The organism is Glutamicibacter sp. X7 (assembly GCF_054889245.1).
In genome coordinates this window covers 2,535,640-2,560,516 of sequence record NZ_CM142678.1, presented here as the reverse complement: position 1 = coordinate 2,560,516, position 24,877 = coordinate 2,535,640, and the positions used below count along the sequence as shown (strand labels likewise).

At 61.9% G+C, this 24,877-nt stretch carries 20 protein-coding genes; 19 read left to right on the top strand and 1 reads right to left on the bottom strand.

Annotated elements, in window-relative coordinates; translation table 11 throughout:
* Positions 1–19 precede the first annotated feature (19 nt).
* Positions 20–1,210 carry an acetyl-CoA C-acetyltransferase gene (locus tag ACYU0X_RS12210; RefSeq protein ID WP_461900956.1) on the bottom strand — a complete coding sequence of 397 codons (1,191 nt, stop codon included), beginning with the start codon at positions 1,208–1,210 and terminating at the stop codon, positions 20–22.
* Positions 1,211–1,602: 392 nt separating this feature from the next.
* Between ACYU0X_RS12210 and rpoB the strand changes: the two genes are divergently transcribed.
* The 19 genes from rpoB to ACYU0X_RS12115 all read left to right on the top strand — a co-directional run bounded on the left by rpoB (position 1,603) and on the right by ACYU0X_RS12115 (position 24,814).
* Complete coding sequence (gene rpoB / locus ACYU0X_RS12205) at positions 1,603–5,109, top strand: DNA-directed RNA polymerase subunit beta (protein ID WP_309406188.1); 3,507 nt, start codon at positions 1,603–1,605, stop codon at positions 5,107–5,109.
* 100 nt (positions 5,110–5,209) lie between these two features.
* Positions 5,210–9,100: a DNA-directed RNA polymerase subunit beta' gene (locus tag ACYU0X_RS12200; RefSeq protein WP_418907103.1), complete on the top strand. Its 3,891-nt coding sequence runs from the start codon at positions 5,210–5,212 to the stop codon at positions 9,098–9,100.
* Positions 9,101–9,548: 448 nt separating this feature from the next.
* Positions 9,549–9,923 carry a 30S ribosomal protein S12 gene (gene rpsL, locus ACYU0X_RS12195; protein ID WP_309406191.1) on the top strand — a complete coding sequence of 125 codons (375 nt, stop codon included), beginning with the start codon at positions 9,549–9,551 and terminating at the stop codon, positions 9,921–9,923.
* Complete coding sequence (rpsG, locus tag ACYU0X_RS12190) at positions 9,923–10,393, top strand: 30S ribosomal protein S7 (RefSeq protein WP_047119684.1); 471 nt, start codon at positions 9,923–9,925, stop codon at positions 10,391–10,393. Before rpsL ends, rpsG begins: the two co-directional genes overlap by 1 nt.
* A 75-nt stretch (positions 10,394–10,468) precedes the next feature.
* A complete protein-coding gene (fusA, locus tag ACYU0X_RS12185) occupies positions 10,469–12,583 on the top strand; it encodes an elongation factor G (RefSeq protein ID WP_461900955.1) in 2,115 nt (704 codons plus the stop codon).
* Positions 12,584–12,825: 242 nt separating this feature from the next.
* Positions 12,826–14,016: an elongation factor Tu gene (tuf, locus tag ACYU0X_RS12180; protein ID WP_309406197.1), complete on the top strand. Its 1,191-nt coding sequence runs from the start codon at positions 12,826–12,828 to the stop codon at positions 14,014–14,016.
* A gap of 180 nt (positions 14,017–14,196) precedes the next feature.
* On the top strand, positions 14,197–18,096 hold the full coding sequence (locus tag ACYU0X_RS12175) for a hypothetical protein (RefSeq protein WP_461900953.1): 3,900 nt from the start codon (positions 14,197–14,199) through the stop codon (positions 18,094–18,096).
* Positions 18,097–18,490: 394 nt separating this feature from the next.
* The gene (gene rpsJ / locus ACYU0X_RS12170) at positions 18,491–18,799 is read left to right on the top strand and encodes a 30S ribosomal protein S10 (RefSeq protein WP_013349689.1); all 309 of its coding nucleotides are present in this window, start codon (positions 18,491–18,493) and stop codon (positions 18,797–18,799) included.
* Between the two features lie 19 nt (positions 18,800–18,818).
* Positions 18,819–19,469, top strand: coding sequence for a 50S ribosomal protein L3 (gene rplC / locus ACYU0X_RS12165; RefSeq protein WP_309406209.1), 651 nt, complete (start codon positions 18,819–18,821; stop codon positions 19,467–19,469).
* 4 nt (positions 19,470–19,473) lie between these two features.
* Complete coding sequence (gene rplD, locus ACYU0X_RS12160; protein ID WP_309406211.1) at positions 19,474–20,076, top strand: 50S ribosomal protein L4; 603 nt, start codon at positions 19,474–19,476, stop codon at positions 20,074–20,076.
* Positions 20,073–20,375, top strand: coding sequence for a 50S ribosomal protein L23 (gene rplW, locus ACYU0X_RS12155; RefSeq protein WP_309406213.1), 303 nt, complete (start codon positions 20,073–20,075; stop codon positions 20,373–20,375). Before rplD ends, rplW begins: the two co-directional genes overlap by 4 nt.
* Before the next feature lie 32 nt (positions 20,376–20,407).
* Entirely contained in the window at positions 20,408–21,247 is an 840-nt protein-coding gene (gene rplB / locus ACYU0X_RS12150) for a 50S ribosomal protein L2 (protein ID WP_309406215.1), read from the top strand.
* 12 nt (positions 21,248–21,259) lie between these two features.
* Positions 21,260–21,541, top strand: coding sequence for a 30S ribosomal protein S19 (gene rpsS / locus ACYU0X_RS12145; protein WP_309406217.1), 282 nt, complete (start codon positions 21,260–21,262; stop codon positions 21,539–21,541).
* Between the two features lie 58 nt (positions 21,542–21,599).
* Complete coding sequence (gene rplV / locus ACYU0X_RS12140; protein ID WP_309406218.1) at positions 21,600–21,965, top strand: 50S ribosomal protein L22; 366 nt, start codon at positions 21,600–21,602, stop codon at positions 21,963–21,965.
* A complete protein-coding gene (rpsC, locus tag ACYU0X_RS12135) occupies positions 21,966–22,754 on the top strand; it encodes a 30S ribosomal protein S3 (protein WP_309406219.1) in 789 nt (262 codons plus the stop codon).
* Positions 22,755–23,171, top strand: coding sequence for a 50S ribosomal protein L16 (rplP, locus tag ACYU0X_RS12130; protein WP_309406220.1), 417 nt, complete (start codon positions 22,755–22,757; stop codon positions 23,169–23,171). It abuts the gene before it with no gap.
* Positions 23,172–23,173: 2 nt separating this feature from the next.
* Positions 23,174–23,434: a 50S ribosomal protein L29 gene (gene rpmC, locus ACYU0X_RS12125; protein WP_309406221.1), complete on the top strand. Its 261-nt coding sequence runs from the start codon at positions 23,174–23,176 to the stop codon at positions 23,432–23,434.
* Positions 23,434–23,721, top strand: coding sequence for a 30S ribosomal protein S17 (gene rpsQ, locus ACYU0X_RS12120; protein ID WP_058254898.1), 288 nt, complete (start codon positions 23,434–23,436; stop codon positions 23,719–23,721). Before rpmC ends, rpsQ begins: the two co-directional genes overlap by 1 nt.
* A gap of 157 nt (positions 23,722–23,878) precedes the next feature.
* Positions 23,879–24,814: an endonuclease/exonuclease/phosphatase family protein gene (locus ACYU0X_RS12115; protein WP_461900946.1), complete on the top strand. Its 936-nt coding sequence runs from the start codon at positions 23,879–23,881 to the stop codon at positions 24,812–24,814.
* Positions 24,815–24,877: the final 63 nt, after the last annotated feature.

Sequence of the window (24,877 nt, the reverse complement as noted above, 5' to 3'; positions counted from 1 at the left end):
CGATCGACATTACGGGGGTCTAGTCGCGGAAGAGGACCAAGGCTTCGCCCTGGCCGCCGCCGCCACAGAGGCTCACTGCCGCGCGGCCAGCGCCGCGACGTTGAAGTTCCAGCGCCGCGGTGAGCGCAAGGCGCGTACCCGAGGCCCCAATGGGATGGCCGAGGGCAATGGCCCCGCCATGAATATTGGTGCGCTCCAGCGGATAGTTCAGGTCCTTGAGCGACTGGCAGGCCACGGCACCAAAGGCCTCGTTGATTTCGATAAAGTCGAGGTCTTCGGCGGCCCAGCCCTGCTTGTTCAGCGCACTGGCGATGGCATTCGACGGCTGCGAGTGCAAAGAATTGTCCGGTCCGGCCACCTGACCCGCGGCCCCGAGGGTCGCGAGGATCTCGTAGCCGTTGTTTTCCGCCCACTCGCGCGAGGTCACCACGACAGCCGCGGCACCATCGGACAGCGGTGAAGAGTTACCCGCAGTGATCGTGCCATCGCTAGTGAAGGCCGGGCGGAGAGCGGCCAAGGTCTGCTCGGTCGTGTCCGGGCGAATACCTTCATCCAGCGCCACTACCACCGGCTCGCCCTTACGCTGCGGGATGGAGACCGGGGAGATTTCCTTGGCGAAAACACCCTCGGCTACGGCACGCGCCGCGCGCTGGTGGCTCAAGGCAGCCACCGCATCCTGAGCGGGGCGATCAATGCTGAGCACACCGTTCTTTTCTTCCGTGCTCAAACCCATGGATTTGCCATCGAAGGCGTCGGTCAGACCATCGTGGGCCACCGAGTCCACCGCCGAAATATCACCGTAGGTCCACCCAAAGCGGGATTTCGGCAGCAGGTGCGGGGTGTTTGACATCGACTCTTGGCCGCCGGCAACCACCACGTCGGCCTCGCCGGAACGGACGAGCCGTGCCGCATCGATAATGGCCGCGAGCCCCGAGAGACACACCTTGTTGACGGTCACCGTGGGCACATCCCAACCAATACCGGCGGCAATGGCCGACTGGCGGGCGGGGTTCTGCCCACATCCAGCCTGAACAACCTGGCCCATGATGACACTTTGCACCGCGTCGGCCGGTACGCCGGCGCTAGCCAGGGCTCCCTTAATCGCCACCGCGCCCAGCTCAACGGCGCTTTGTGAGGCCAGAGCTCCCTTGAAGCGAGCGAATGGGGTGCGGCTGCCACCTATGAGGACAGCATCGCGTGGTGAGGCCATGGAAATTGCTCCGTTCCCTGTGAGTTACACGACATTGTGTTTCCAGCTTAGGTCATTTTCGCCCCGTTGCTGGTGTGCACGATGTGGCTCGGGCGTGGGGGAGTGAAGCATATTAGACGTAGTCAGCGGCCCGTGAATTCGGGGCTGTGGCGGCGCTACAGGCCGGAACAACAGGGTGTGGGCCGCGGCGGCCGATCACTATAGCACGAAATTTGCTTGGGGAATATCGACAAGCTTGATTCGATCCGGTACAGTAGAAGTTTGCGCCTTACTGTGTGCGCGCACGACCTTCATATAGCGGTGGGCTCGTGCGGACGCGAGGTTTCTGCACTACGCAGGAACCTTAGCACGGCAAGGTCTCGGAAACCTGACGGTCTGTGGAAGGATCCATCTTGGTCGCCTCGAGCAACCCCAACAATCAAACCGCTAGTTCGGCTCGCGACGCTGCGTACGCTGGCCGACTTTCTTTTGCAAAGATTCACGAACCCCTCGAAGTCCCGAACCTGCTAGCGCTGCAGACCGAAAGCTTTGATCGGCTGGTCGGCAACGAGCGCTGGAAGGAGCGTCTGGCTCAGGCAGTAGCCGCGGGCGACAACAGCGTTCCGGACGCCAGTGGTCTGGCTGAAATCTTCGAAGAAATCTCCCCGATTGAAGATTTCCAGGACACCATGTCCTTGAGCTTCTCCGATCCGGAGTTCGCCGAACCCAAGTACAGCATTGCCGAGTGCAAGGACCGCGACGCTACGTACGCCGCTCCGCTGTATGTCAAGGCCGAATTCATGAACAATGAAACCGGCGAAATCAAGCAGCAGACCGTCTTCATGGGCGACTTCCCGCTGATGACGGACAAGGGTACCTTCATCATCAACGGCACCGAGCGTGTCGTCGTTTCCCAGCTGGTCCGTTCCCCGGGTGCATACTTCGAGTCCGCCCCGGACAAGACCAGTGACAAGACCATCTACTCCGCACGTATCATCCCTTCGCGTGGTGCATGGTTCGAGCTGGAGATCGATAAGCGCGACCAGATTGGTGTGCGCCTGGACCGCAAGCGTAAGCAGTCGGTCACCGTCCTGCTGAAGGCCCTGGGCTGGAGCGAAGAGAAGATTCTCTCCGAGTTCGGTCAGTACGACTCGATGCGCGCCACCTTGGAAAAGGACAGCATCAAGGACCAGGACGAGGCCCTGCTGGATATCTACCGCAAGCTGCGCCCGGGCGAGCCTCCGACGGTGGAAGCCGCACAGTCCCTGCTGCGCAACATGTACTTCGAGCCAAAGCGCTACGACCTGGCGAAGGTCGGCCGCTACAAGCTCAACCGCAAGCTGGGTGTGGAGACCGCCGTCGACACCGAGAACGCCTCGGTGCTCTCGCTGGACGACATCATCGCCATGATCCGCTACCTCATCGCGCTGCACGCCGGCGAGAAGACCATCGAGGGCACCCGCAAGGGCGAAATCGTGGACATCTCGGTGAACGTGGACGACATCGACCACTTCGGTAACCGTCGTATCCGCGCCGTAGGCGAGCTCATCGAGAACCAGGTACGCACCGGTCTGTCCCGCATGGAGCGTGTTGTGCGCGAGCGCATGACCACCCAGGACGTCGAGGCCATCACCCCGCAGACCCTGATCAACATCCGTCCCGTCGTGGCCGCGATCAAGGAATTCTTCGGTACCTCGCAGCTCTCGCAGTTCATGGACCAGAACAACCCGCTGGCCGGCCTGACCCACAAGCGTCGTCTGTCGGCGCTGGGCCCGGGCGGTCTGTCGCGCGATCGCGCCGGCATGGAAGTTCGAGACGTTCACCCGTCGCACTACGGACGTATGTGCCCGATTGAAACTCCCGAAGGTCCGAACATTGGTCTGATCGGTTCGTTGGCAACCTACGGCCGCATCAACTCCTTCGGTTTCATCGAAACCCCGTACCGCAAGGTCAAGGACGGCGTCGTTTCCAACGAGGTCGAGTACCTCACCGCCGACGACGAGCTGCTGCACTACATCGCGCAGGCTAACGCCCCGCTCGACGAGAACAACCGCTTCGCCGAAGACACCGTGCTGGTGCGTGAAAAGGGTGGCGGCGGCGAGCCGATCCTGGTCGACCCGTCCGAGGTCGCCTTCATGGACGTTTCCCCGCGCCAGATGGTGTCGGTCGCAACCGCACTGATCCCGTTCCTCGAGCACGACGATGCTAACCGCGCACTGATGGGTGCCAACATGCAGCGCCAGGCCGTGCCGCTGTTGGCCTCCGAGGCACCGCTGGTCGGTACCGGTATGGAGAAGTACGCCGCAGTGGACGCCGGCGACTCCGTTGTGGCTAAGAAGCCCGGCGTGGTCACCGAGGTCTCCGCCGACCTGGTGGTTGTCATGAACGACGACGGCACCGAGTCGATGTACCCGATCATGAAGTTCGCACGCTCGAACCAGGGCAACGCCTACAACCAGCGCGTGCGCGTCTCCGAAGGCGACCGGATCGAATTCCAGTCGATCATCGCCGACGGTCCGTCCACCGACAAGGGTGAGCTGTCGCTCGGTAAGAACCTGCTCGTGGCATTCATGTCATGGGAAGGCCACAACTTCGAGGATGCGATCATCCTTTCGCAGCGCATGATCTTCGACGACGTGCTGACCTCGATTCACATCGAAGAGCACGAAGTTGATGCCCGCGACACCAAGCTTGGTGCCGAGGAAATCACCCGCGACATCCCGAATGTTTCGGAAGACATCCTCTCCCAGCTCGACGACCGCGGCATCGTGTACATCGGTGCCGAGGTTGAGGCCGGCGACGTGCTCGTCGGTCGTGTCACCCCGAAGGGTGAAACCGAGCTGACCCCAGAAGAGCGCCTGCTGCGCGCCATCTTCGGTGAGAAGTCCCGTGAGGTGCGCGATACCTCGCTGAAGGTGCCGCACGGTGAGTCCGGTACCGTCATCGGCGTGCGCATCTTCGATCGCGACAACGACGATGAGCTCTCCCCGGGTGTGAACCAGCTGGTGCGCGTGTACGTGGCGCAGAAGCGTAAGATCACCAACGGCGATAAGCTCGCCGGCCGTCACGGTAACAAGGGTGTCATCTCGAAGATCCTGCCGCTGGAAGATATGCCGTTCCTCGAGGACGGTACCCCGGTGGATGTCGTGCTGAACCCGCTGGGTGTGCCAGGTCGTATGAACGTCGGCCAGGTTATGGAAATCCACCTGGGCTGGGCCGCGAAGCAGGGTTGGAAGATCGAAGGCGAGCCGGAGTGGGTCAAGAACCTTCCGAACCTGCCGCGCGAATCCGGGTCCACCACCGTGGCCACCCCGGTCTTCGACGGCGCCTCGGAGGAAGAGATCCGCGGCATCCTCGATTCGACCAACGTCACCCGCGACGGACAGCGCCTGATCGGCAACTCCGGTAAGGCCCGTCTGTTCGACGGCCGCTCCGGCGAGCCGTTCCCGGACCCGATCTCCGTGGGCTACATGTACATCCTGAAGTTGCACCACCTGGTCGACGACAAGATCCACGCCCGTTCCACTGGCCCGTACTCGATGATTACCCAGCAGCCGCTGGGTGGTAAGGCACAGTTCGGTGGTCAGCGCTTCGGTGAAATGGAAGTGTGGGCGCTGGAAGCTTACGGCGCCGCCTACACCCTGCAGGAACTGCTGACCATCAAGTCCGATGACATCCATGGTCGTGTGAAGGTCTACGAGGCCATCGTCAAGGGCGAGAACATCCCGGAGCCAGGCGTTCCGGAGTCGTTCAAGGTGCTCATCAAGGAAATGCAGTCGCTGTGCTTGAACGTCGAGGTGCTGGGCACCGACGGCAACACCATCGAGATGCGTGAATCGGACGAGGAATCGTTCCGCGCCGCTGAAGAGCTGGGCATCGACCTTTCCCGGTCGGAGCCGAACTCCGTAGAGGAAGTGTAGTGCGTCCCGCCGGGCGCCGAGCGTAGATGCTACGCCGCCCGGCGGACCCACACTTCACCCACATCGACTTCAGAGATCAAAGAAGAGAGAAAAGGACCCTATGTCCAGCGATTCCTCATTCGGCCTCATGCGCATTGGCCTGGCCACCGCGGACGAAATCCGTGACTGGAGCTACGGCGAGGTCAAGAAGCCGGAAACCATTAACTACCGCACCCTGAAGCCCGAGAAGGACGGTCTTTTCTGCGAAAAGATCTTCGGTCCTTCCCGTGACTGGGAATGCTACTGCGGTAAGTACAAGCGCGTGCGCTTCAAGGGCATCATCTGTGAGCGCTGTGGCGTCGAGGTGACCCGCGCGAACGTTCGTCGTGAGCGCATGGGACACATCGAGCTGGCCGCTCCGGTGACCCACATTTGGTACTTCAAGGGTGTTCCCTCGCGCCTTGGTTACCTGCTGGATCTGGCACCAAAGGACCTGGAAAAGGTCATTTACTTCGCTGCCTACATGATCACCAGCGTTAACGAAGAGCGTCGCCACGCCGAAATGCCGAACCTGCAGGCACAGCACGATCTCGAGCTGCGCCAGCTGGCGAACAACGCCGAGGCCGACAAGAAGGCCGTGGCCGCCGACCTCGAGGCAGAACTCGAGCGTCTGGAAGCCGACGGTGCCAAGGGTGCCGAGCTGAACAAGGCTCGCGCCACCGCCGAGAAGACCGTGCTGCAGATCGACAAGCGCGCCAAGGCTGAAGCCGAGCGCCTGCGTGCGGTCTGGGAGCGCTTCAAGAACCTCAAGGTCGCCGACCTCGAAGGTGACGAAGGCCTGTACCGCACCATGCGTGAGAAGTACGGTCTGTTCTTCGAGGGCTCCATGGGTGCCGAAGCCATCCAGAAGCGTCTGGCGAACTTCGACCTCAAGGCCGAAGCCGAAGAGCTCAAGCAGGTTATCGACAACGGCAAGGGCCAGAAGAAGGCTCGCGCCCTCAAGCGCCTGAAGGTTGTCAACGCCTTCCTGAGCACCGAGAACTCGCCGCAGGGTATGGTTCTGGACGCCGTTCCGGTGATCCCGCCGGAGCTGCGCCCGATGGTTCAGCTCGACGGTGGCCGTTTCGCCACCTCGGACCTGAACGACCTGTACCGCCGCGTGATCAACCGCAACAACCGCCTGAAGCGTCTGCTGGATCTCGGTGCCCCCGAGATCATCGTGAACAACGAAAAGCGCATGCTGCAGGAAGCCGTCGACTCGCTGTTCGACAACGGTCGTCGTGGTCGTCCGGTCACCGGTCCGGGTAACCGCCCGCTGAAGTCCCTGAGCGACATGCTCAAGGGTAAGCAGGGTCGTTTCCGTCAGAACCTGCTCGGTAAGCGCGTGGACTACTCCGGCCGTTCAGTGATTGTGGTTGGTCCGCAGCTGAAGCTGCACCAGTGTGGTCTGCCGAAGCAGATGGCCCTGGAGCTGTTCAAGCCCTTCGTGATGAAGCGCCTGGTCGACCTGAACCACGCACAGAACATCAAGAGCGCCAAGCGCATGGTCGAGCGTTACCGTCCGCAGGTGTGGGATGTTCTCGAAGAGATCATCACCGAACACCCGGTACTGCTCAACCGTGCACCTACCCTGCACCGTCTGGGTATCCAGGCCTTCGAGCCGCAGCTGGTTGAGGGTAAGGCCCTGCAGCTGCACCCGTTGGTTTGTGCCGCGTTCAACGCCGACTTCGACGGTGACCAGATGGCAGTTCACCTGCCGCTGAGCCCGGAAGCTCAGGCCGAAGCCCGCATCCTGATGCTGTCCTCGCACAACATCTTGAAGCCTTCGGATGGCCGCCCGGTGGCCCTGCCTTCGCAGGATATGATCATCGGTCTGCACCACCTGACCACCAAGCGTGCCGACGAGGCTGGCGCCGGTCGCGTGTTCACCTCGGTTCCGGAAGCCATCATGGCCATGGACCGTCGCGAACTGCACCTGAACGCACCGATCAAGGTTCGCGTACCGAACTTCGTGCCTTCCGACGAGCAGCCCGCTCCGGAAGGCTGGGAGCCAGGTACCGAGGCACTGATCGAAACCTCGCTGGGCCAGGTACTGTTCAACGACACCCTGCCTGCGGATTACCCATGGGTTGAGCGCGTGGCCGGTAAGGATGCGCTTTCGGAGATCGTCAACGATCTGGCCGAGCGCTACCCGAAGATCGTGGCTGCCGAGACCCTGGATAACCTGAAGGATGCCGGTTTCCACTGGGCTACTCGCTCGGGCGTGACCGTGGCGATCTCGGATATCACCTCGAACATGAACAAGGCCGAGATCCTGGCTCCGTACGAGGAGCGTGCCCGCAAGGTGCAGGCTTCCTACGACAAGGGTCTGATCGCCGACTCCGAGCGTCGTCAGGACCTGATCGACATCTGGACCAAGGCAACCGACGAGGTTGCCGAGGCCATGAAGAACGGCATGGAAGAACTGAACACCATTAACCGCATGGTGACTTCCAAGGCCCGTGGTAACTGGCTGCAATTGCGCCAGATTGCCGGTATTCGTGGTCTGGTGTCGAACCCGAAGGGTGAGATTATCCCGCGTCCGATTAAGTCCTCCTACCGCGAGGGCCTGTCGGTGCTGGAGTACTTCATCGCAACCCACGGTGCCCGTAAGGGTCTGGCCGATACCGCGTTGAAGACCGCTAACTCCGGTTACCTCACCCGTCGTCTGGTCGACGTGTCGCAGGACGTTATCGTGCGCGAAGAGGACTGTGGCACCCGCCGCGGTCTGACCGTGCCGATCGCCGAGAGCGTCAACGGCGTGCGCCACATGCACGAGACCGTGGAGAACTCCGCATACACCCGTACGCTGGCCACCGACGTCAAGGACGCCGAGGGCAACGTGTTGGCCGAGGCCGGCTCCGACGTGGGCGATGTGCTCATCGAGAAGCTGTACAACGCCGGTGTCGACGAGATCCGTGTTCGCTCCGTGCTGACCTGTGATTCCGCAGTGGGCACCTGTGCCCTGTGCTACGGCCGTTCGCTGGCCAGCGGTAAGACCGTGGACATTGGTGAGGCCGTGGGCATTATCGCCGCACAGTCCATCGGTGAGCCCGGTACCCAGCTGACCATGCGTACCTTCCACACCGGTGGTGTGGCATCGGCCGACGATATCACCCAGGGTCTGCCACGTATTCAGGAGCTTTTCGAGGCCCGTACCCCGAAGGGTGTGGCCCCGATGTCCGAGGTCACCGGTCGCGTGTCGATCGAGGACGACGAGAAGCAGCTTCGCGTGATCGTCACCCCGGACAACGGCGACGAGAAGCAGGCCTACCCGGTACTGCGTCGTGCCCGCCTGTTGGTTGAGGAAGGCCAGTCGATCACCGCTGGTACCCAGCTGACCAGCGGTACCTTGGATCCGAAGCAGGTTCTGCGCGTGCTCGGCCCGCGTGAGGCACAGAAGTTCCTCGTCCGCGAGGTTCAGGACGTGTACCAGTCGCAGGGTGTGGGCATCCACGATAAGCACGTGGAAGTTATCGTGCGTCAGATGCTGCGCCGCGTCACCGTCATCGAGTCGGGCGAAACCGACTTGCTGCCAGGTGAGCTCACCGACCGCGCACGCTTCACCTCGGCTAACCGCAAGGCAGTCACCGAGGGCAAGCGTCCGGCGGCTGGTCGTGACGAGATGATGGGTATCACCAAGGCGTCGCTGGCCACCGACTCGTGGCTGTCGGCAGCGTCCTTCCAGGAGACCACTCGCGTTCTGACGCAGGCCGCCATGGAGGGCAAGGACGATCCGCTGTTGGGTCTGAAGGAAAACGTGATCATCGGTAAGCTGATCCCGGCCGGTACCGGCCTGGACCGCTACACCCAGATCGACGTTGAGCCGACCGACGAGGCCAAGGCCACGTTGTTCACCGGTTCCTCGGCGTTCTCCTCGGGTCTCTACGACGATGCACTGGAAGGCGGGCTCTCCCCGGAATTCCAGGCCATCTCGATGGATGACTACGACCACGGGTCGGACTTCCGCTAAACCGGAGACCGAGCCTGCGGGCCCCGTCGCACTTTAGGGTGCGGCGGGGCCCGCCCCGTTAACCGGAACATCGAAGAAAACTAGGCGATTCATCATTAGGTGAAGAAACTACTAGTGACCCTGCGACAGCCAGGTATTTGGCCATCGCTCACCGGCGGCTTACCGGTTGTTTACCCACGGGTCCTACGGTGGAGATCACAGTGGTAATCCCGGAGAGATTCGGGGATCGGGCGTTCCGCGTGATAGGCTAAGGTCAATTGTTTTATGTGTGGCAAAATGGACGCAGTCCGGGTTGCGGGGTCGTTGCGCAACGAATGCCACACTTTCGCACGCCTAGAACTTTTTGTTTTTAGCTCGCGATAAAACGAGCAGTTAGCTCCACGCGCTCACGAATTCGTTGGTGGGTGAGTGGTGCCGAAGAACTTTAGCAATATGGAAGGACACGAAAGTGCCTACTATTCAGCAGTTGGTCCGTAAGGGCCGCGCGCCTAAGGTCAATAAGACCAAGGCACCTGCCCTTAAGGGCAACCCAATGCGTCGTGGCGTGTGCACCCGTGTGTACACCACCACCCCGAAGAAGCCGAACTCCGCACTGCGTAAGGTTGCCCGTGTGCGCCTGGCCGGTGGCATGGAAGTTACCGCCTACATCCCAGGTGTCGGTCACAACCTGCAGGAACACTCCATCGTGCTGGTGCGCGGTGGTCGTGTGAAGGACTTGCCGGGTGTCCGCTACAAGATTGTTCGTGGTGCTCTGGATACTCAGGGTGTTAAGGATCGCAAGCAGGCTCGTTCCCGCTACGGTGCAAAGAAGGGTGGCAAGTAATGCCTCGTAAGGGTCCGGCGCCGAAGCGCCCACTGGTTTCCGATCCGGTTTATGATTCCCCGTTGGTCACCCAGCTGATCAACAAGGTTCTCGTGGACGGCAAGAAGTCCACCGCCGAGCGCATCGTTTACGGTGCTCTTGAAGGTGCTGCTGCCAAGTCCGGTACCGATGCGGTTTCGACCTTGAAGAAGGCCATGGACAACATCCGTCCGGCCCTTGAGGTTCGTTCCCGCCGCGTTGGTGGCGCAACCTACCAGGTTCCTGTCGAGGTCAAGCCGGGCCGTGCAACCGCACTGGCTCTGCGCTGGCTCGTTGGGTACTCCAAGGCTCGCCGCGAGAAGACCATGATCGAGCGTCTGATGAACGAGATTCTGGATGCCTCGAACGGTCTGGGTGCCGCTGTGAAGCGTCGCGAAGACACTCACAAGATGGCCGAGTCCAACAAGGCCTTCGCTCACTACCGCTGGTAAGAACCGCCTGAGTAGATCGGCGGTACTTTACTGGTACCGCCGATCGACTCAAGCCTCACCTCAAAGGGAGACAACGTGGCACAGGACGTGCTGACCGACCTGAATAAGGTCCGCAACATTGGCATCATGGCTCACATCGATGCCGGTAAGACCACTACTACTGAGCGCATCCTGTTCTACACGGGTGTGAACCACAAGCTCGGTGAGACCCACGATGGTGCGTCGACCACCGACTGGATGGAACAGGAAAAGGAACGCGGTATTACCATTACCTCCGCGGCCGTTACCTGCTTCTGGAACAAGAACCAGATCAACATCATCGACACCCCGGGCCACGTTGACTTCACCGTTGAGGTGGAGCGTTCGCTGCGCGTGCTCGATGGCGCCGTTGCCGTCTTCGACGGTAAGGAAGGCGTCGAGCCTCAGTCTGAGACCGTGTGGCGTCAGGCTGACAAGTACGACGTTCCGCGTATCTGCTTCGTCAACAAGATGGACAAGCTGGGCGCTGACTTCTACTTCACCGTAGACACCATCATCAACCGCCTCGGTGCCAAGCCGCTGGTTATGCAGCTGCCGATCGGCTCCGAGAGCGACTTCATCGGTGTCGTCGACCTGCTGAGCATGAAGGCTCTGGTTTGGGAAGGCGACGCCAAGGGCGACGTGTCCCTGGGTGCTGCCTATGAGACCAAGGAAATCCCGGCCGACCTTCAGGAGAAGGCCGAGGAATACCGCGCCAAGCTCATCGAAGATGTGGCCGAGGCTTCCGAGGAACTCATGGAGAAGTACCTCGAGGGCGAAGAGCTGACCATCGACGAGATCAAGGCCGGCATCCGTAAGCTGACCGTGAACTCGGAAGCCTACCCGGTCTTCTGTGGTTCGGCCTTCAAGAACCGCGGCGTGCAGCCAATGCTCGACGCCGTGATCGACTACCTGCCGACCCCGCTGGACGTGGGCGCCATGGTTGGTCACGACCCGAAGGACGAAGAGGTCGAGCTGACCCGCGAGCCGAGCAAGGAAGCACCGTTCTCGGCGCTGGCCTTCAAGATCGCCGCTCACCCATTCTTCGGCCAGCTGAACTTCATTCGCGTGTACTCCGGTCGCGTCGAAGCCGGTGCACAGCTGCTGAACTCCACCAAGGGTAAGAAGGAGCGCGTCGGAAAGCTCTTCCAGATGCACTCCAACAAGGAGAACCCGGTGGACGAGATCGTTGCCGGTCACATCTACGCCGTGATCGGTCTGAAGGACACCACCACCGGTGACACCCTCTGCGATCCGGCCAACCCGATCGTTCTCGAGTCGATGACCTTCCCGGATCCAGTGATCTTCGTGGCCATCGAACCGAAGACCAAGGGTGACCAGGAGAAGCTCTCCACCGCTATTCAGAAGCTTTCGGCGGAGGACCCGACCTTCACCGTGTCGCTGAACGAAGAGACCGGCCAGACCGAAATCGGCGGCATGGGCGAGCTGCACCTGGACATCCTGGTGGACCGCATGAAGCGCGAATTCCGCGTGGAAGCAAACGTTGGTAAGCCGCAGGTTGCGTACCGCGAAACCATCAAGAAGGCTGTCGAGAAGGTCGACTACACCCACAAGAAGCAGACCGGTGGTTCCGGTCAGTTCGCAAAGGTGCAGGTTTCCTTCGAACCTCTCGAGGTTGTCGACGGTGTTACCTACGAATTCAAGAACGCCGTGACCGGTGGTCGCGTGCCTCGCGAATACATCCCATCGGTGGACGCCGGTATCCAGGACGCCATGCAGTTCGGTATCCTCGCCGGTTACCCGATGGTGGGCGTCAAGGCTACCCTCATCGACGGTGCCTACCACGACGTTGACTCCTCCGAAATGGCGTTCAAGATCGCCGGCTCGCAGGTCTTCAAGGAAGGCGCACGCCGCGCCAACCCGGTTCTGCTCGAACCGCTGATGGCCGTTGAGGTTCGTACTCCGGAAGAGTACATGGGCGACGTGATTGGTGACCTGAACTCGCGCCGTGGTGCGATTCAGGAAATGTCCGACGCCGCCGGCGTGAAGGTCGTCAAGGCCAACGTGCCGCTGTCCGAAATGTTCGGCTACATCGGTGACCTGCGTTCGCGCACCCAGGGTCGCGCGGTGTACTCGATGACCTTCTCCAGCTACGCTGAGGTTCCGAAGGCCGTCGCCGACGAGATCGTGCAGAAGGCCCGCGGCGAGTAATCGTCTCGGCAACAAACTTGGCCGTGACCCCACGCTAGTGGGGAAGTGGCCGATCGCGAGGCCGGCCCAAAGCCATTGAGGTCGGCCTCGCAAACGGCCAACGAGGGATTCTCATCACATGCGACTCCCGCAGAGGACCGAAATTTCCATATTTATCCATGCCCCCAGTAGACTTGTTCCAGTTTCGTTTGCGAACCGCGCAGACGAAGGAAGTCTTCTGTAAACGTTTCTAGGAGGAACCTGTGGCAAAGGCAAAGTTCGAGCGGACTAAGCCGCACGTCAACATCGGCACCATCGGTCACGTTGACCACGGTAAGACCACGTTGACCGCTGCCATTTCCAAGGTGCTTGCTGACAAGTACCCGGATATCAACGAGCAGCGCGACTTCGCAAACATCGACTCGGCTCCGGAAGAGCGCCAGCGCGGTATTACCATCAACATCGCGCACATCGAGTACCAGACCGAGAAGCGTCACTACGCTCACGTCGATGCCCCGGGTCACGCTGACTACGTCAAGAACATGATCACCGGTGCTGCTCAGATGGACGGTGCAATCCTCGTGGTTGCCGCCACCGACGGCCCGATGGCTCAGACCCGCGAGCACGTGCTGCTGGCTCGCCAGGTTGGCGTGCCGACCCTGATGGTCGCACTGAACAAGTCCGACATGGTCGAGGACGAAGAGCTGCTCGAGCTGGTGGAGATGGAAGTTCGCGAACTTCTGTCCTCGCAGGAGTTCGACGGTGACAACGCTCCGGTTATCCGCGTTTCGGGCCTGAAGGCTCTGGAAGGCGATCCGCAGTGGGTCAAGGCCGTTGAGGACCTGATGGAAGCCGTTGACGAGTACATCCCGGATCCGGTTCGCGATCGCGACAAGCCGTTCCTGATGCCGATCGAGGACGTCTTCACCATCACCGGTCGCGGTACCGTGGTGACCGGCCGCGCCGAGCGTGGTACCCTCGCCATCAACTCCGAGGTCGAGATCGTTGGCATCCGCCCGATCCAGAAGACCACCGTTACCGGTATCGAGATGTTCCACAAGCAGCTCGACGAAGCATGGGCAGGCGAGAACTGTGGTCTGCTGCTTCGCGGTCTGAAGCGCGACGATGTCGAGCGTGGCCAGGTTGTTGTTGCACCGGGTTCGATCACCCCGCACACCGACTTCGAAGCCAACGTCTACATCCTGTCGAAGGACGAAGGCGGACGTCACAACCCGTTCTACTCGAACTACCGTCCGCAGTTCTACTTCCGCACCACCGACGTCACCGGCGTTATCACCCTGCCGGAAGGCACCGAAATGGTCATGCCGGGTGACAACACCGAGATGACCGTCGAGCTGATCCAGCCGATCGCAATGGAAGAGGGCCTCGGCTTCGCTATCCGTGAGGGTGGCCGCACCGTGGGTTCGGGTCGCGTTACCAAGATCATCAAGTAGTTTCTGCTTGAACTGATCTAGGTCGCACCTAGTTCCAAAGTCGCCCCCGCTCATCCCCAGTGGATGAACGGGGGCGATTTTTATTGCCCAAAAGTCCGCCTGAACTGGCAGTTAAGTCGAGGTAGTGGTCTAATTGAACGGATCGGTGCCGCCGACGGATAGCGAATTGGGGAGAGATAGATGCTTCTGACACTGCTAGGTGCGCTCGTGCTCCTCATCCCGGCCCTCGCACTGGGCTTTTGGCTAGGCCGCCTCGGCCGTGAACGCGTCCTACGTGATCAGCGGGCCAAGATCTGGCAGGAAGGCTACGATGCCGCGGTCAACTACCGCGAGCAACAACGCGCTTCCAGCCAGGAGCAAGACACCGCTTCCGCTGCGTACTCCACTCCGCCCAGCCCCGCACCGTGGCCCGAGCCGCCTCCGGCCCAGAGGCCGGAACGCGACCGTATCTTTGACACGACGGCACGCCCGCCACAGTCACCTACTCCGGTAACACCGCCCGCCGCACCGGTAGCGCAGCCATGGAGACCGGCGACAGCGCAGGGCGCGCCGGGTGGCACCGGCAGCCTGCCGCCAGCACCCCCGGCCGGCGCACCGAAGCGTCCGGCCCGAGTGCTCAGCCCCCGTGAACGCGAACTGCGTAATATCAACATCACGCTCTACGTGGCCGCATTGCTCATCGTCGCCGCCGGCGCCGGGTTCCTCACCTTCGCGCTGCCGCCACTGGCCAAGGTAGTTCTGCTGGGTCTCATTGCCGTCGGCTTCTACCTGGCGGGGCTGATCACCCACGCGCGGAAACGCGCATTGCGCCCTGCGGCCACCGCCTTCGCCGGGACCGGGCTGGCCCTGCTCCCGCTATGCGCCTGGGCCACCTATTCCTCACTGGGCGCCGATGGCCCCCTGACCTGGTTCGCCTATTCCTTGGTCTCCACGTTGGCGTTCGGCTACGCGACCGTGCGGCTCAATTCCAAGATCCTGGCCTGGTTGGCGGTGGCGATCCTCATCTCCACGGCCATGGCCTCGGCCTCGGTGCTGCAGCAATCCATCATGAGCTATCTGCTCGCGCTGCTGGTGCTCTCCGGGATCTTCCTGTTCTTGCTCCTGCGTCAGCCGCGGATTGCTCAGACCATATTCGCCGAGCCGATCCGGCAGACCGGGCGCGTGCTGCCGTTGATCACCGCATTACTAGCCTTCCTGCTGTTCGGGAGTTTGGGCAGTGGCCGTCTCTTTTGGATCTTCGCGCTCATCGGTGCACACACCGCGCTTCGGTTGGCGCTGGAAACCACGCATCGGTGGCTGAAACTCATCGGCGCACGGCTGGCGTTGACCGCCGCTGCGCTCTTCGGCATGGACTACCTAGGGGCCGAGTTCTCCTGGATCACGAGCGTGGCCGCATTGCTCATTGCCGGGCAGGCGGCCGCGGTCGCGGCGTTCGCACCGGGCTACCGCACGCGATTTGGCGTCAGCTTCAGCAGCTATCGAGCCGAGCGAGCTGCCAGCTGGGCGCTGACACTGATCTGCGTGGGTTTGGTGTTGGTCGGCGACACCGCCGCCGCCCAATCGCCGTGGTTCTATCTGCTGGTGATCCCGGCGCTGCTCGTGATGACCCTTCCGGCGCTACGCCAGCGTGCACTGGTGGAAATGATCGCGGTGCCGCTGCTTGCGCTCTGCTCCAATGCGGGCTCTCAGTACTATCCTTGGCTTCCATTGCCCGCCCTACTGGTGGCTCTGCTCGCTCTCGGCTTTGCGGGCCGACACGCCCTGCCGGTCAGGGGCGAATGGCTGGCACACCTGCGCTGGTTACTGGTGATCAACATGCTGGCGCTGCTGGGTTATCTGGCGCAGTGGCTCAGCGTCGGCGAGGGCACCGAAACCACGGCGCTAGGTGTCAGCCTCGGGCTGGGACTCGGCTTCCTCGGTACCCTGATCTGGTTGAGCTACGCCGGTCGACTATTGACTCATGACGCACAGTCCGAAGCGCACCATGTAGCTCGGAACCTCGCCAGTCTCTTGGGGTTGGTTTTGGTCCTCGCGGTACTGCGCGCATTGGCCGACGAAGGCTCGGACCGGCTCGGCTTCCTGGGGCTCGGCGCCGGATGGTGCCTGGTGTTCCTGGCGCTGGCCGGACTCGGCGTGGTGATCCGGCTGGCTGCCGTGCAGGCGCGGACGCGCCCCGGTTCGTTGTCGCACCTGGCAGCACTGGCCACCGGTGCACTCATCTTCTTCGGATCCTTCCTCGATGATTACTGGTGGCTCGCACCGGTCATCGCCGCCACCAATCTGGTGTACTACGCGGTGGTGGAGCGCCGGCAAGAACTGGGCTGGCTACGCGTGCTGCTTGTCGTGTTGGGGCAGGTCCAGCTTTCGCTGGCATCTTGGTGGACCGTCTACCAACTCGAGATCGATATCCACGGGCAGTTGGCCATCGTGGCGAGTACCGTGATGGTGCCGCAGACCGCACGGTTGATCGTGCATTGGCGCCAAGGCACCGCGTTGCGGGTCGAGCATGGGTTGATCGCCGCGCTCTTGCCGGTGCTGCTCCTGCTGACACTTGGCATCTACCTATCCGGTGCGCTGACCGCCGACCGTGGCACCACCATGCTGCTGGCGCTATATCTCGTGGCGCATGCGCTGGTCTGCGCCAAGGTGTTTTCCGGGAAGCCACGCGTTGCCTTGCATCATGTGGCTATCCCGCTCGGCATGGTGCTACTCCTTACGGCCCCTGCCATGAACTTCTCGACTTCCCTTGGCTGGCTGCGCACCAGTTGGTATGGCCCGGCGCTGGCCTGCACGCTCTTGGTCGCCTTGGCGTGGGCCGCGATCCTCGTCGAATGGTCGACGAGGAACCGCTTCGAGTTTATTCCGGCGACCGTCACCGGGCTCGTGGTGCCGCTGAGCATCAGCGTGCTGTGGACGGAAGGCTACGGACGGGTCGCGGCGGCCCTGGGAACCTTGGCCTGCTACCTGGCCTTGCTGGTACACACCCGCCGTCTACCGCTCGGCGCCCTGCTGGCGACCATGCTGGTGCCCAGCGCACTGTACTCGGCGATTCTGGCCTTCCGCCGCGGACCGAGTAGCGGTATCGGCTTCACCTGGGATTCCTTCTGGACCATGATTATCGCCGCGCTGCTCCTGTTTGTGGCCGCGTTGCTTCATGGCCGCTACGGCGAGGAGCCGGGACGCTACCGCTTCGGTCGCCCGGCCAGTAGCGCGGAGGCGGTCGGCGCCGCCGGACGCTTCTATGCGGCCGGGATGCTTCTGGCGCTCTTTGTCGCTGGCCTCGACGCACACCTGCGCCAAGCGGAACTCTGGGCGGTGCTGCTCGGAATCGTGCTCATGGCGGGAGCCGGGCTCCTTGTCCGACTGTATGAGGTACCGGCACGCTTTGCCCGGGGCGCAACCGATTTCTATCTGATCTATTTGGGCGCGTTGGCGCTGTCGGGGTACGACCGATTGGTGCGCACACCCACCCCGAGCGCGGCACTGTTCTACTTCGCCATGCTCGCAGCCTTGATCGTGCTGCGTCACCTGATCGGGCGCCGGGCGGTGCTCGCGAAGCGGTGGGGGATCGCCACCCTGATCCTCAACAGCATGGCCCTACTCAGCGCGTTGATCGACGGGGCGGTCGTCGTACAGGTCTTGGTGCTCACCCTCTACGCCGTGGGCCTGGCTCTCGGGCTCGTACTCTCCGACAAGCTCTACCTCTGGTTCTCCGCGGTAGGTATCACGCTGTCGGTGATGTGGTTCCTGCGTTACCTGGCGGTGCTGTGGCTTGTGGTGATCGGTGCTGGCCTGATCGTGTTGGCGATCCGCAGCCTGCAACGCACCGAAGGGCGCGGACGCCCGGAGCAGGGGACCCCACCGCCGGCCCAACCGATGCCGCCGCAGCCCATGGCGCCGATGCCACCGAATCAGGGTGCACCGCCCATGGCGCCGCCGGGGCCTCAAGCGCCACGTCAACCGTGGCGTCCTCCGGGACGAGGCGTCCAGCCGACCGAGCCGCCGCAGGCTCCGCCACCGAATTCCGCTGCGCCGCAGCCGCCTCGGCCACCACATCCACCGGAGAACGAGCAAGGCTGAGGCGAAGATCACTGGCCCCGGATGCGCCCAATGATTTGCGCGTTCGGGGCCGACCTGTCAGACTGGATAAGTTGCTTGTTTGCAACTCGATCCCCGTGACGGGGTAATCGATACGATTCCAACGACCGGGATCGGCTCTCACTCAGGATAATGCCTGGGGTTCGGGACCGATACAACTGCTTGGATGAACAGACCAACGAGGGCATGAGAATTGCCAGGGTTTGTTGCGACTGAAATATTCGCGACACGCCCGACCGCGTGGGTCGGAGCCACCTGCGGGTGAGGAACCCGGATTTATCCGGATTCAGTCGCAGTGTAAGGCGTGCCGGTTCCTTGAGGGAACCCGTAGGGCACAGTAACTGTAGAGAGTGCTATCAGAAAGAGGCATGACGCCATGGCGGGACAGAAAATCCGCATCCGGCTGAAGTCGTATGACCACGAGGTCATTGACGTTTCTGCCCGGAAGATCGTTGAGACGGTCACGCGCGCAGGCGCAACCGTAGTCGGCCCAGTGCCGCTGCCGACGGAGAAGAACGTGTACTGCGTTATCCGTTCGCCCCACAAGTACAAGGACAGCCGTGAGCACTTCGAAATGCGCACGCACAAGCGTCTGATCGACATCGTCGATCCGACCCCGAAGGCCGTTGACTCGCTGATGCGTCTCGACTTGCCAGCGGACGTCAACATCGAAATCAAGCTCTAGGGGAGGTGCTGAGAAAACTATGACCGCAACCCGTAAAGTTCAGGGCCTGCTGGGCACGAAGCTCGGCATGACCCAGGTTTGGGACGAAAACAACAACCTGATCCCGGTCACCGTCGTGCAGGCTGACAGCAACGTTGTCACCAAGCTCATCAATGAAGAGCGCGATGGCTACACCGCAGTTCAGATCGGCTACGGCCAGATCGACCCACGCAAGGTCACCAAGCCGCTGGCTGGTCACTTTGAAGCTGCCGGCGTGACCCCACGTCGTCACCTGGTCGAACTGCGCACCGATGATGCCGCAGAGTACACCGCCGGCCAGGAGCTGTCCGTCGAGCTGTTCACCGCCGGCCAGAAGGTCGACGTCGTGGGTACCTCGAAGGGTAAGGGCTTCGCTGGTGTTATGAAGCGCCACAACTTCAAGGGCGTCTCCGCTTCTCACGGTGCTCACAAGAACCACCGCAAGCCAGGTTCCATCGGCGGCGCAACCACCCCAGGTCGCGTTTTCCGTGGTCAGCGCATGGCCGGTCGCATGGGTGCAGAGCGTGTTACCACGCAGAACCTGACCGTTCACGCCATTGACGCTGAGAAGAACCTCCTGCTGATCAAGGGTGCCGTTCCAGGCGCTCGCGGTCGCGTCGTGCTCGTACGCACCGCTGTGAAGGGAGCATAAGCTAATGACTAAGGCACTTAACGTCGAACTGCCCGCAGAGATCTTCGACGTACAGACCAACGTTCCGCTGCTGCACCAGGTAGTTGTCGCACAGCTGGCCGCCGCACGTCAGGGCACTCACAAGACCAAGACTCGCGCCGAGGTTTCCGGTGCAGGTCGTAAGCCGTTCAAGCAGAAGGGTACCGGCCGCGCCCGTCAGGGTTCGATCCGTGCTCCGCACATGACCGGCGGTGGCATTGTCCACGGTCCGACCCCGCGCGACTACTCGCAGCGCACCCCGAAGAAGATGAAGGCCGCCGCTCTGCGTGGCGCCCTGTCGGATCGCGCCCGCTTCGGTCGCGTCCACGTCATCGAGAACGTGGTGGACGGCGAGACTCCGTCGACCAAGGGCGCGCTTGCTACCCTGCGTTCGCTGACCGAGCGTAAGAACCTGCTGGTCGTTATCGACCGCGCCAACGATGTGGCAGCACTCTCCGTGCGCAACCTCGCAGACGTGCACGTTCTCTACGTTGACCAGCTGAACACCTACGATGTTCTGGTTTCGGACGACGTGGTCTTCACCAAGGCCGCCTTCGATGCCCTGGTTCAGAAGGAGGAAGCCAAGTGAGCGTCTTCTCTAAGGCACCGCACGACGTGGTCATCGCACCCGTCGTTTCGGAAAAGAGCTACGGTCTGATCGACGAAGGTAAGTACACCTTCGAGGTCGCACCGGGTTCCAACAAGACGGAAATCAAGTACGCCGTTGAGAGCATTTTCAACGTCAAGGTTGACTCCGTAAACACCATCAACCGAGCCGGTAAGCGCAAGCGCACCCGCTTCGGGTGGGGGCAGCGCAAGAACACCAAGCGCGCCATCATCACCCTGAAGGAAGGCTCGATTGACATCTTCGGCGGTCCGCTTTCCTAAGCGGAGACCACTTTAACGAGGAATTAGAATAAATGGGAATTCGTAAGTACAAGCCGACTACCCCGGGCCTGCGTGGCTCGTCGGTAGCCGACTTCGCAGAAGTTACCCGGTCGACCCCGGAAAAGTCGCTGGTTCGCCCGCTGACCAAGTCCGGCGGCCGTAACAACTCCGGTAAGATCACCACCCGTCACAAGGGTGGCGGTCACAAGCGCGCCTACCGTCTGATCGACTTCCGTCGTCACGACAAGGACGGCGTGCCGGCAAAGGTCGCTCACATCGAGTACGACCCGAACCGTACCGCCCGTATCGCGCTGCTCCACTACGTGGACGGCACCAAGCGTTACATCATCGCACCGAACAAGCTGAGCCAGGGCGACACCGTCGAGGCCGGTCCGAACGCGGATATCAAGCCTGGCAACAACTTGCCGCTGCGCAACATCCCGGTCGGTACCGTGATCCACGCTGTTGAGCTGCGTCCGGGCGGCGGCGCCAAGATGGCCCGCTCCGCTGGCGCATCGATCCAGCTGGTGGCCCGTGAAGGTCGCTTCGCCCAGCTGCGTCTGCCTTCGGGTGAAATCCGCAACGTTGACGTGCGCTGCCGCGCAACCGTCGGCGAGGTGGGTAACGCCGAGCAGATCAACATCAACTGGGGTAAGGCCGGCCGTATGCGCTGGAAGGGCGTTCGCCCGACCGTGCGTGGTGTGGCCATGAACCCGATCGATCACCCACACGGTGGTGGTGAAGGTAAGACCTCCGGTGGTCGCCACCCGGTCAACCCTAACGGTAAGCGTGAAGGACGTACTCGCCGTCCGAACAAGGAAAGCGACAAGCTTATTGTGCGTCGCCGTCGTACCGGCAAGAACAAGCGATAGGAGCCTGGAAACATGCCACGCAGCCTGAAGAAAGGCCCCTTCGTCGATCAGCACCTGTACCTGAAGGTGCAGGCTGAGAACGAAAAGGGCACCAAGAACGTCATCAAGACGTGGTCCCGCCGTTCGATGATTGTCCCGGACATGCTGGGACACACCATCGCCGTGCACGACGGACGTAAGCACATCCCGGTGTTTGTCACCGAAGCGATGGTTGGACACAAGCTCGGTGAGTTTGCTCCGACCCGCACGTTCCGTAGCCACGTGAAGGACGACAAGAAGGGTAAGCGCCGCTAGGCCCCGCGAGGGACCTAGAGGAGCTTGCACTTCTTCGATAGACGAGAGAAGGAAAGCAATGGAAGCCAAGGCTATTGCGCGTCACATCCGCGTAACGCCTATGAAGGCCCGGCGCGTCGTCAACCTTGTTCGTGGCTTGCAGACGAACGAGGCATTGGCAGTACTGAAGTTTGCCCCTCAGGCAGCTTCGGAGCCAGTGTACAAGGTTGTCGCATCGGCAGTGGCTAACGCCCGTGCCGCCGCGGACCGCGCAGGTGAAGCATTCAATGAGGACGAGCTGTACATCAGCGAGGCGTTTGTTGACGAGGGTCCGACCATGAAGCGGTTCCAGCCGCGCGCTCAGGGTCGTGCCTACCAGATCAAGAAGCGCACCAGCCACATCACCGTGGTTGTTTCAACCCCGGAGAAGGGTGGGGAGAAGTAAATGGGACAGAAGGTAAACCCGAACGGATTCCGTCTCGGCATCACCACTGACCACGTTTCGCACTGGTTCGCCGATGGCAACAAGCCGGGTCAGCGCTACAAGGATTACGTGAAGGAAGACGTAAAGATCCGCGAGCTGCTGTCCACTGGTATGGATCGCGCCGGTATCGCCCGCGTCGAGATCGAGCGCACCCGTGACCGCGTGCGTGTGGACATCCACACCGCCCGCCCGGGTATCGTTATCGGTCGCCGTGGCGCCGAAGCTGACCGCATCCGCGGTGAGCTGGAGAAGCTGACCGCTAAGCAGGTTCAGCTGAACATCCTCGAGGTCAAGAACCCTGACATGGAGGCCATGCTGGTCGCCCAGGGCATCGCCGAGCAGCTCGCTTCGCGTGTGGCATTCCGCCGCGCAATGAAGAAGGCTATGCAGTCGGCCATGCGCGCTGGTGCCAAGGGCATCCGTGTTCAGTGCTCCGGCCGTCTGGGTGGCGCTGAAATGTCGCGTAAGGAGTTCTACCGCGAGGGTCGCGTGCCGCTGCACACCCTGCGTGCGAACATCGACTTCGGCAAGTTCGAAGCCAAGACCACCTTCGGCCGCATCGGCGTGAAGGTTTGGATCTACAAGGGCGACGTAACCGCTAAGGAACTGGCTGCTCAGCAGGCCGCTGCCGCTCCGGCACGCGGTGGCCGTGGTGGCGACCGTCCGCGCGGTGGCGAGCGCCGTCGTCGTAACGACCGCAACAAGGGTGCCGCTGTGGCAGCTCCTGCCGCGGAAGGAGGAGAGGCTTAAATGCTTATCCCACGTCGAGTGAAGTTCCGTAAGCAGCACCACCCGAAGCGTTCGGGCGCTGCCAAGGGCGGAACCACCGTTGCATTCGGTGAATACGGCATTCAGGCGCTGACTCCGGCCTACGTGACCAACCGTCAGATCGAAGCCGCTCGTATCGCCATGACCCGTCACATCAAGCGTGGCGGTAAGGTGTGGATCAACATCTACCCTGACCGTCCGTTGACCAAGAAGCCTGCCGAAACCCGTATGGGTTCCGGTAAGGGTTCGCCGGAATGGTGGGTCGCTAACGTCAAGCCGGGGCGCGTCATGTTCGAGCTCTCCGGTGTCAGTGAAGAGGTAGCACGCGAGGCCCTGCGCCTTGCAATCCACAAGCTGCCGATGAAGGCACGCATCGTGCGTCGTGAGGGTGGTGAATAGGGATGGCTATCGGTTCGAAGGACCTAAGCATGGAGTCTCTGGACGGCTTCGATAACGCTCGTCTGAACGAGGAGCTGAAGAAGGCCAAGGCTGAACTGTTCAACCTCCGTTTCCAGTCGGCCACCGGTCAGCTCGAGACCCACGGCAACCTGAAGAAGATCAAGCGCGACATCGCACGCATCTACACCGTGCTGCGTGAACGCGAGTTGGGCATTCGCCAGGATGTTGTTGTGCCGGCTGAAGAGACCAAGGAAGCCAAGTAATGAGCGAGAAGGAGAACGGTGTGGACAACGCAACCGAGCGTAACTACCGCAAGACCCTCCGTGGTTACGTGGTTTCTGACAAGATGCAGAAGACCATCGTTGTCGATGTTGAGGACCGTGTGAAGCACGCCCTCTACGGCAAGGTTATGCGTCGTAACAAAAACGTGAAGGCTCACGACGAGAACAACGAGGCCGGCATCGGTGACTTGGTTGTAATCGCCGAGACCCGTCCGCTGTCTGCTGACAAGCGTTGGCGTCTGGTGGAGATCGTCGAGAAGGCTAAGTAGCCAACTCGTGATTCCACGGATCACATAGCTGAACTTCACCCCCGGAACTTCCCTTGGAAGGACCGGGGGTGAAGTCTTTTAAGCAGCCCCTTGCGTCCGGGGTGCCGGGGTAGGGGAGGGCACGCGAGTAGCCCCGCCGGTGCACTAGGCTCGGATCATGCAGCTTCCCTCTCTTCGCGGCCTTGGTGTGCTCGGCGTTGTGCTTGGGCTGACGTGCGTGGCGCTCTTGCCGCATCTGCACTTGCCCGGTATTGGCTGGCTGCCGCAAATTCAAGCCCTGGTGCCGCTCATGCTGCCGCTGCTTGCCGTGGCGATCGCCGTCGTCGCGTTGCGCCGCCGCTGGCGGTGGACGGTAGCGACCGTTGCGGTGCTGGCCTTGGCCGGCTATCCGTTGCTCGCACCCAGCTCCGCGGCCATACCGGATTCGGCCGAGTCGTTGCGCGTGCTCAGTTTCAATGCCGGCCGTGCGCAGGCCGACTCCGATGAGCTAGCCGCGGTAATTCGCGCCGAACATCCCGAGGTGCTGGTGCTCGTGGAAACCAGCGAGCCACTACACCGCGAACTTGAGCGACGCGGCGCCCTAGCGGACTATCAGTACCGCACCGCACCGGTGCCCACCGGTGGCCAGCGGGATGCGGTGATCTTCTCTGCGCTACCGCTGAAAGAACTGGCCCCGATCAGCGACACTGGATGGTATGAACTTCCCGCCGCGACCGTAGAGTTCGCCGGCAGCCCGGTGATGATCGCCGGGGTGCATGTGCGCCCGCCGCTGGGGGAGTCTACGACCTGGGCCCAGGGATTGGCGGCGCTTGGCCGTTGGACCGAAGCCGCACCGGCGCCGGTGGTGCTCGCCGGGGACTTCAACGCCCACCGGGGTCATCCGGCCTTCCGGCAGCTTGCCGACACCATGAGTTCGGCCGACGGATTGATCGCGGCACCCACCTGGTCGCCGCTGCCACAGCTACCTTCGTTATTGACCATCGACCACCAGCTGTCCAAGGGGCTGAAAGCGGGGCACGCCCGCACCTTCGAGGTGGCCGGATCCGATCATCGGGCCCTGCTAGCGCGCTTTACGCCGCAGTCCTCGATGTGACGAATCACGCGTTCGGCGGCACTACCACACCATTTCGGAAACCACCGAATCTAGGCTAGACTT